6 protein-coding genes are annotated in these 6969 nt (G+C 41.0%); 2 read left to right on the forward strand and 4 right to left on the reverse strand.

Annotation, left to right across the window (positions count from 1 at the left end; translation table 11 throughout):
* Positions 1-58 precede the first annotated feature (58 nt).
* From hslU to priA, 4 genes are all read right to left on the reverse strand, one after another.
* Complete coding sequence (hslU, locus tag P20439_RS07480; RefSeq protein ID WP_008465766.1) at positions 59-1387, reverse strand: HslU--HslV peptidase ATPase subunit; 1329 nt, start codon at positions 1385-1387, stop codon at positions 59-61.
* Positions 1388-1399: 12 nt separating this feature from the next.
* Positions 1400-1918, reverse strand: a complete 519-nt coding sequence (hslV, locus tag P20439_RS07485) for an ATP-dependent protease subunit HslV (RefSeq protein WP_008465768.1) — start codon at positions 1916-1918, stop codon at positions 1400-1402.
* A gap of 80 nt (positions 1919-1998) precedes the next feature.
* Positions 1999-2526, reverse strand: a complete 528-nt coding sequence (locus P20439_RS07490) for an SPOR domain-containing protein (RefSeq protein WP_008465769.1) — start codon at positions 2524-2526, stop codon at positions 1999-2001.
* 20 nt (positions 2527-2546) lie between these two features.
* On the reverse strand, positions 2547-4730 hold the full coding sequence (gene priA, locus P20439_RS07495; protein ID WP_008465771.1) for a primosomal protein N': 2184 nt from the start codon (positions 4728-4730) through the stop codon (positions 2547-2549).
* A 230-nt stretch (positions 4731-4960) separates the two neighbouring features.
* Here priA and rpmE point away from each other — a divergent pair, with 230 nt between their 5' ends.
* Together rpmE and P20439_RS07505 are read left to right on the forward strand one after the other, a co-directional pair.
* A complete protein-coding gene (gene rpmE / locus P20439_RS07500; RefSeq protein ID WP_008115018.1) occupies positions 4961-5176 on the forward strand; it encodes a 50S ribosomal protein L31 in 216 nt (71 codons plus the stop codon).
* A 524-nt stretch (positions 5177-5700) separates the two neighbouring features.
* Positions 5701-6942, forward strand: a complete 1242-nt coding sequence (locus P20439_RS07505; RefSeq protein WP_008465773.1) for a malic enzyme-like NAD(P)-binding protein — start codon at positions 5701-5703, stop codon at positions 6940-6942.
* Positions 6943-6969 lie beyond the last annotated feature (27 nt).

The following is a 6969-nucleotide window of genomic DNA, read 5'->3' on the forward strand; positions in this document are numbered from 1 at the left end:
CATCTCACTTACAAAAAAGCCTCCATGCTGGAGGCTTTTAGTATACATTAAACGGCTGTTAAAGAATAAAGCGGCTTAAGTCTTCATCTTCAACCAGTGCACCTAAGTGTTTTTCAACATAGGCGGCGTCAATAACAAGGCTTGAACCGGCTTTTTCAGAAGCATCATATGAAATTTCTTCCATTAGCCTTTCCATAACGGTATGTAAACGACGCGCACCGATGTTTTCGGTTTTCTCATTAACCTGCCATGCTGCTTTAGCAATACGCTCAATTGCATCGTCGCTAAATTCAATAGCGACTTGCTCTGTTTTGAGTAGCTCGCGTTGTTGCTCCGTAAGTGACGCGTGTGGCTCAGTTAAAATGCGTTTAAAGTCATCGGCTGTGAGTGCTTCAAGTTCAACACGAATAGGTAAGCGGCCTTGTAACTCCGGGATCATGTCTGATGGTTTAGACATTTGGAATGCACCTGAGGCAATAAATAGCATGTGATCAGTTTTAACCATGCCATGCTTAGTGTTAACTGTAGAGCCTTCAATAAGCGGTAGTAAATCACGCTGCACACCTTCACGGCTTACATCTGGGCCTGAGGCTTCGCCGCGCTTACAGATTTTGTCGATTTCGTCAATAAACACAATGCCGTTTTGCTCTACCGCAAAAATTGCCTGCTCTTTTAATTCTTCAGGATTAACTAATTTACCGGCTTCTTCTTCGGTAAGTAATTTAAACGCTTCTTTAATTTTAAGCTTACGTTTAGTGCGTTTATCACCACCCATATTTTGAAACATGCCCTGTAACTGGTTGGTCATTTCTTCCATACCAGGAGGAGCCATAATTTCAACATTCGGTTGAGCTTGCGCTAAATCAATATCAATTTCTTTGTCATCTAGCTGGCCTTCGCGTAATTTTTTACGAAACGATTGGCGTGTCGATGAGCTTTCATCGCGCTGAACTTCACCATACTGATCTTTCACTGGAGGCAGTAATACATCTAAAATACGCTCTTCAGCCGCTTCTTCTGCACGGTGTTTAAACTTTTTGGTTTGTTGTTCACGGGTCATTTTGATTGAAACGTCGACTAAATCACGAATGATAGTTTCAACTTCTTTGCCTACATAACCCACTTCGGTAAACTTAGTGGCTTCCACTTTAATAAAGGGAGCATTAGCTAGTTTTGCTAAACGACGCGCAATTTCCGTTTTACCTACGCCTGTAGGGCCAATCATTAAAATATTCTTTGGTGTTACTTCGGCACGTAAATCTTCGTTTAACTGCATACGGCGCCAGCGATTACGAAGGGCAATAGCAACCGCTTTTTTTGCTTTTGCTTGACCAATAATATGCTGGTCAAGCTCATGAACAATTTCTCTTGGGGTCATATCAGACATGGCGGGTTCCTATTACAATTCTTCGATAGTTTGGAAGTTATTCGTAAATACACAGATGTTGCCAGCAATTGTTAGGCTTTTCTCTACAATTTCACGAGCACTTAAGTCGGTGTTTTCTAATAAGGCGGTTGCAGCAGATTGTGCAAAATTTCCGCCGCTGCCAATCGCGATCAGGTCGTTTTCAGGTTGTACGACGTCACCGTTACCAGTGATGATCAGTGAGGCTGTTTCATCAGCAACAGCGAGTAGGGCTTCAAGTTTACGTAAGGCACGATCACTACGCCAATCTTTAGCCATTTCTACGGCCGCTTTAGTGAGGTTACCTTGGTGCATTTCTAGTTTGCTTTCAAAACGTTCGAATAGGGTAAAAGCATCAGCAGTACCGCCAGCAAACCCAGCGATTACTTTGCCATTATAAAGGCGTCGAACTTTTCGGGCGTTGCCCTTCATTACTGTGTTACCAAGAGATACTTGGCCGTCACCACCAATAACAACTTTGTTATCACGGCGTACACTTACGATTGTAGTCATGTTATTCCTCATCATCACGCTGCAAGGGGCAGCGCGTAAAAAACGATTATGAAGAGGTTATATGGGTGAATGGTTTAAATTCAAGTCCAGCCCCAAATTCCGCAGCCAACGATATTAATTCGTTTCAGTTTGTTCTTATCACTTTCTGCTTGGCGCTTGGTTTCATAAGGTCCTAAACGGACTTTATACCAAATACCATTGGTACCTGTGGTTTTTTTGATCTCTGAAATTAGCCCTGCAAAGGCTATTTTAGCCTTTAAGGTTTCTGCTTGTTGATGCGTTTTAAATGAGCCACATTGCATAACATACGGGCCTTTTTGTTCAAGTTCTTTTACTTCAACTTGAATTTCATGTTCTTTAATTTCTTTGATAAATTTAGGTGGCCGCGGTTTAGCGATTTCTACTTGCTTTTCAGGTGTTGGATTTGCCTGTTTTTCAACAAGATCAGGGTCGGCATTATTTTTAACAAACCAGAGTCCGTATGCGAAACCACCGACGAGCAATAGTGCAATTAGGGTTAACAACAGCGGAAAGGGTTTTTTAGCCGGTTCTTGTTTGGTGTTTTTTCTATTTTTTGGTTTTTTATTAATATAATCGTGCTGTGCCATGGTGTTATGTGTGGCCTTACCTAAATCATGTCTGTAGGGTCTACGTCTAAACTCCAGCGAACTTTTTGAGCAAGTTTGCTGGTGCTGAGATAATCAACCATTTGTGCAAGATACGGGTGTAAAATGCGTCGATCTTGCGCTTGAATATGTAATTGAAAACGATACATCCCTGCAATTTTCTCTAAAGGCGCAGGGATTGGTCCAAGCAATTGTATACCAGATACCCCATTGACAGGAACCAAATCCGTTAGAAAGTCGACGACTTGCTTAATGTTATGTCCTTGTGCACGAACTATCGCCATACTGGTGATGGGCGGCAATTGCGCGTCACTGCGCTCAGTAAGTGCAAAGCGTGCAAAATCTTGATAGCCATTATTAACTAAATCCTGTAATAACGGATGCTCAGGAAAGTGAGTTTGTAATAATACCTCACCGGGCTCACCGGAACGCCCTGCTCGCCCAGCAACCTGAGTCACTAATTGCGCAAGGTGTTCTGTTGCCCTAAAGTCACACGAATATAAGCCACTATCTACATCTAAAATAAGCACTAAGCTTACATCCGCAAAGTGGTGGCCTTTGGCCAACATTTGTGTACCGACTAAAATGCGTGCGCCACCTTGGTTTATTTCATCCAATGCTTTTTCAAGACTGCCTTTACGTCTCGTTGAATCGCGGTCTATTCGGCTAATCGGGATATCTTTAAATTCAGTACTCAAAAATTCTTCTATTTGTTCGGTGCCTTTACCGTTAGGAAATATTTGTGTACTACCACAATCAGGGCATTGATGCGGTACTTTATATTGGTCACCACAGTGATGGCAAATCATCTGACCGATGGCTTTATGAAAGGTTGCACTTGTGCTGCAGCGATTACATTCACTTAACCAACCACACTCATGACATATTAAAGTGGGTGAAAATCCACGACGGTTTAAAAACACCATCACCTGCTTTCCTTTATTCAGGTGTTGACGCATTATCGCCAGGCTCGCATGGGCAATACCAGCTTGATCGGGCTGACCTTTCATGTCGAGAAGCTTAAATTGATTATCGGTGGCGGTTTGTGCTCGCTCACTCAATGTGAGTAATTGGTATTTGTTATTAATTGCTTTGTGCAGCGTTTCTAATGCGGGAGTCGCACTGCCTAAAATAAGCGGAATGTTATGCTGATAAGCACGATACGCTGCTAAATCACGTGCATGATAGCGTAAAGTATCTTGTTGTTTAAATGAAGCATCATGTTCCTCATCAACCACAATCATCCCGAGTTTTAAAAAGGGCAGAAAAATACTCGAACGAGTACCTATAACGATGGCACAACTGCCTTTTTCACAAAACCGCCATGTTTGCAGGCGCTCGTTATCGGTGAGAGCCGAATGCCATAGCATAATTGGCGTGTCAGGGAAGCGGCGCCTAAAACGATTAACGGTTTGTGGGGTTAAACCTATCTCGGGAACCAGCACTAACGCTTGCTCTCCACGCTTTAACACCTCTTCAAGACACTGTAGGTAAACTTCTGTTTTACCACTACCCGTGACACCTTCAAGTAAAAAGCTATTGAAACCGGTGCTTTGATTAATAGCTGTGCAAGCAATCGCTTGTTCTTTATTTAAGCGAGGCTTAGTGCCCACAGTAGGAGAGGCATGTTGCCATTGATTGTCATGTTCAATGGTTTGCACTATCAACTCTTTTGCCAACAGGCTATCAATAGTCTTTTTATTAAACCCGAGTGCTTTTAGTTCCGTTAATGATGATTTACCCGATGCAGATAATTGCTTAAGCAAGTTAAGCTGTGTTTTAGCTTTTAAAGATGGTAAAAGCGCCCCTTTATCAGTTAACGTCAGCATATTTATACTGGTTTTATCAGGGCATTCACCTTGGCGCAGCGCACTCGGTAGTGCAATATGAATAGTTTCACCCAGTGGATAACAATAATAACGCGCAGTAAACTTCAGCAGCTCCAAATGTTGCGCAGATAACACTGGCAAGTCGTCAATAACTTCAATAATAGATTTGATTTTGCCTTCGGGAACTTCTGTATCGGCTTTTAAGCTAAGGATAACCGCTACTTTTCGTTGATTACCAAAAGGGACGAGTACGCGCATGCCTGGCTGTAATTGAGTCAGCGGTAGTAATTGCTCATCCACTTTATAATCAAAGGTGCGAGGTAAGGGGACTTTTATTGCAACTTCAGCAAAACGCATAACAACTCAACTAAGAAACCGAATGGCTTAATGTACTAAAAATAGTATTAAAAGCCTACCAACAAATCCATAATGGCTAGCCGTTTGCCGACTTTTTAGCAAAAAGAATAATTAAAGCTTGTGTGCGTGCTGGTTGTTGGATAAAATTCGCGACCAATAAATTTGTTTTAACGACGTATGGTGCCAGACTTCGGGTTTGGAGAGCGATGCGGCCTTAACTAGAGGTTCCTATGAAAGAAGGTATTCACCCTAAGTACGAAGTAATTTCTGCAACTTGTTCATGCGGAAACAAATTCGAAACTCGTTCTACTTTGTGTAAAGACATTCACTTAGACGTATGTTCTGCGTGTCACCCGTTTTACACTGGTAAGCAAAAGATTTTAGACACTGGCGGCCGTGTTGATCGCTTCAACAAGCGCTTCGGTGCACTTAGCAGCAAAAAATAATTTTTTGTTTCTATGTAAAAAAAGCACCCTAGGGTGCTTTTTTTGTGCCTAAAATTCACTTCTCCCTCCATTTTTATAACAGTTTTGTATTTATTATTTTTGCATAACTATTTCCTGTTCTTATTCTGAATATGCATAAACATTTACAGACAAAATAGCCAATACTCTCTATATTTTTATTTGTTACATTTTAAATATGCTACTTAAATGTAGGTAACGTGAAGTTATTTGTATTTAAAATTAAATAAAGTTCGATATTTCTCTATTTTAATTTGAGACTGAAAAATACGCTTCATCAAAATTGATTCAGGGCAGAAATTACCTGTAATTTTAATTTTTATGACGAATTAATATTTTAAAATTGTCAGGATAATCTAGGGAAGTTGCTGATAAATCACTTAAAATTAACAGTTCTAGCATATAACAGGATAGACCTGATATTGCTTGGAATTTAAAAATAATAAAGGTATCGTAGAATAAAACTACCTCTCACTTTAACTTAAATTGCAGGATATAATCGCGTTATGTCAGATTTTCGTGAACAAGCACTACATTACCATGCCCATCCCGTTCCAGGTAAAATCAGTATTGAGCTGACTAAGCCCGCTGAGACGGTTAAAGACCTCGCGCTCGCATACAGCCCAGGTGTTGCAGAACCTGTTCGTGAAATTGCCGCTGATCCAGCAAATGCTTACAAGTATACTGGTAAAGGAAATATGGTTGCGGTTATTACTAACGGCACCGCAATTTTAGGCTTAGGGAATTTAGGCCCACTTGCCTCAAAACCAGTAATGGAAGGCAAAGCATTATTATTTAAACGTTTTGCAGGACTAGACTCAATTGACATTGAAGTTAAGCATCGCACAACCGAAGACTTTATCAACACGGTTGCGAATATTGCAGACACGTTTGGTGGTATCAATTTAGAAGATATTAAAGCACCAGAATGTTTTGAAATAGAAAAAGCACTGATAGAGCGTTGCAGCATTCCTGTGTTTCATGATGATCAACATGGTACGGCAATTGTTACGGCTGCGGGTATGCTAAATGCGTTAGAAGTACAAGGCAAAGCAATTGAAGATGCGATTATCGTATGTTTAGGTGCTGGTGCTGCAGCCGTTGCCTGTATGGAGCTTTTAATTAAGTGTGGCGCCTTACGTGAACATATTTATATGTTAGACCGTAAAGGGGTTATTCATACACGTCGTGATGACTTAAATGAATATAAGCAATTATTTGCAAACAATACGGATAAACGTACTTTACAAGATGTAATTGAAGATGCCGATGTGTTTGTTGGTGTATCAGGCCCAAATTTATTAGCCGCCGATGATTTAAAATTAATGGCTGACCGCCCAGTTGTATTTGCATGTTCAAACCCCGATCCTGAAATTGATCCGCAATTAGCACATGCTGCACGCAACGATCTTATTATGGCGACCGGCCGCTCTGATTATCCGAACCAAGTTAACAACGTACTTTGTTTTCCATTTATTTTCCGTGGTGCACTAGATGTACGCGCAAGTGAAATAAACGATGAAATGAAAATAGCTGCTGTAGAGGCAATTCGCAGTATTGCTAAAGAGCCAGTACCTGCTGAAGTACTGACTGCTGCAGGTATCGATAAATTAGAGTTTGGTGCTAAATATATTATACCAAAACCTATGGATCCGCGCTTATTGCCTCGTATCGCCAAAGCGGTTGCTCAAGCTGCAGTTGATTCGGGTGTGGCACAAATTGATATGCCAGAGAACTACATGGCGTAATTTTAAGTGTGAATTAACGCAAAAAAA

Source organism: Pseudoalteromonas sp. BSi20439 (assembly GCF_000241165.1).
Taxonomy (GTDB): Bacteria; Pseudomonadota; Gammaproteobacteria; order Enterobacterales; family Alteromonadaceae; genus Pseudoalteromonas.

Excerpts from the sequence above, each read along its gene's own strand:
- P20439_RS07505 (WP_008465773.1), top strand. The coding sequence starts at position 5,701 with ATGTCAGATTTTCGTGAACAAGCACTACATTACCATGCCCATCCCGTT.
- P20439_RS07490 (WP_008465769.1), bottom strand. The coding sequence starts at position 2,526 with ATGGCACAGCACGATTATATTAATAAAAAACCAAAAAATAGAAAAAAC.
- hslU (WP_008465766.1), bottom strand. The coding sequence starts at position 1,387 with ATGTCTGATATGACCCCAAGAGAAATTGTTCATGAGCTTGACCAGCAT.
- hslV (WP_008465768.1), bottom strand. The coding sequence starts at position 1,918 with ATGACTACAATCGTAAGTGTACGCCGTGATAACAAAGTTGTTATTGGT.
- priA (WP_008465771.1), bottom strand. The coding sequence starts at position 4,730 with ATGCGTTTTGCTGAAGTTGCAATAAAAGTCCCCTTACCTCGCACCTTT.
- rpmE (WP_008115018.1), top strand. The coding sequence starts at position 4,961 with ATGAAAGAAGGTATTCACCCTAAGTACGAAGTAATTTCTGCAACTTGT.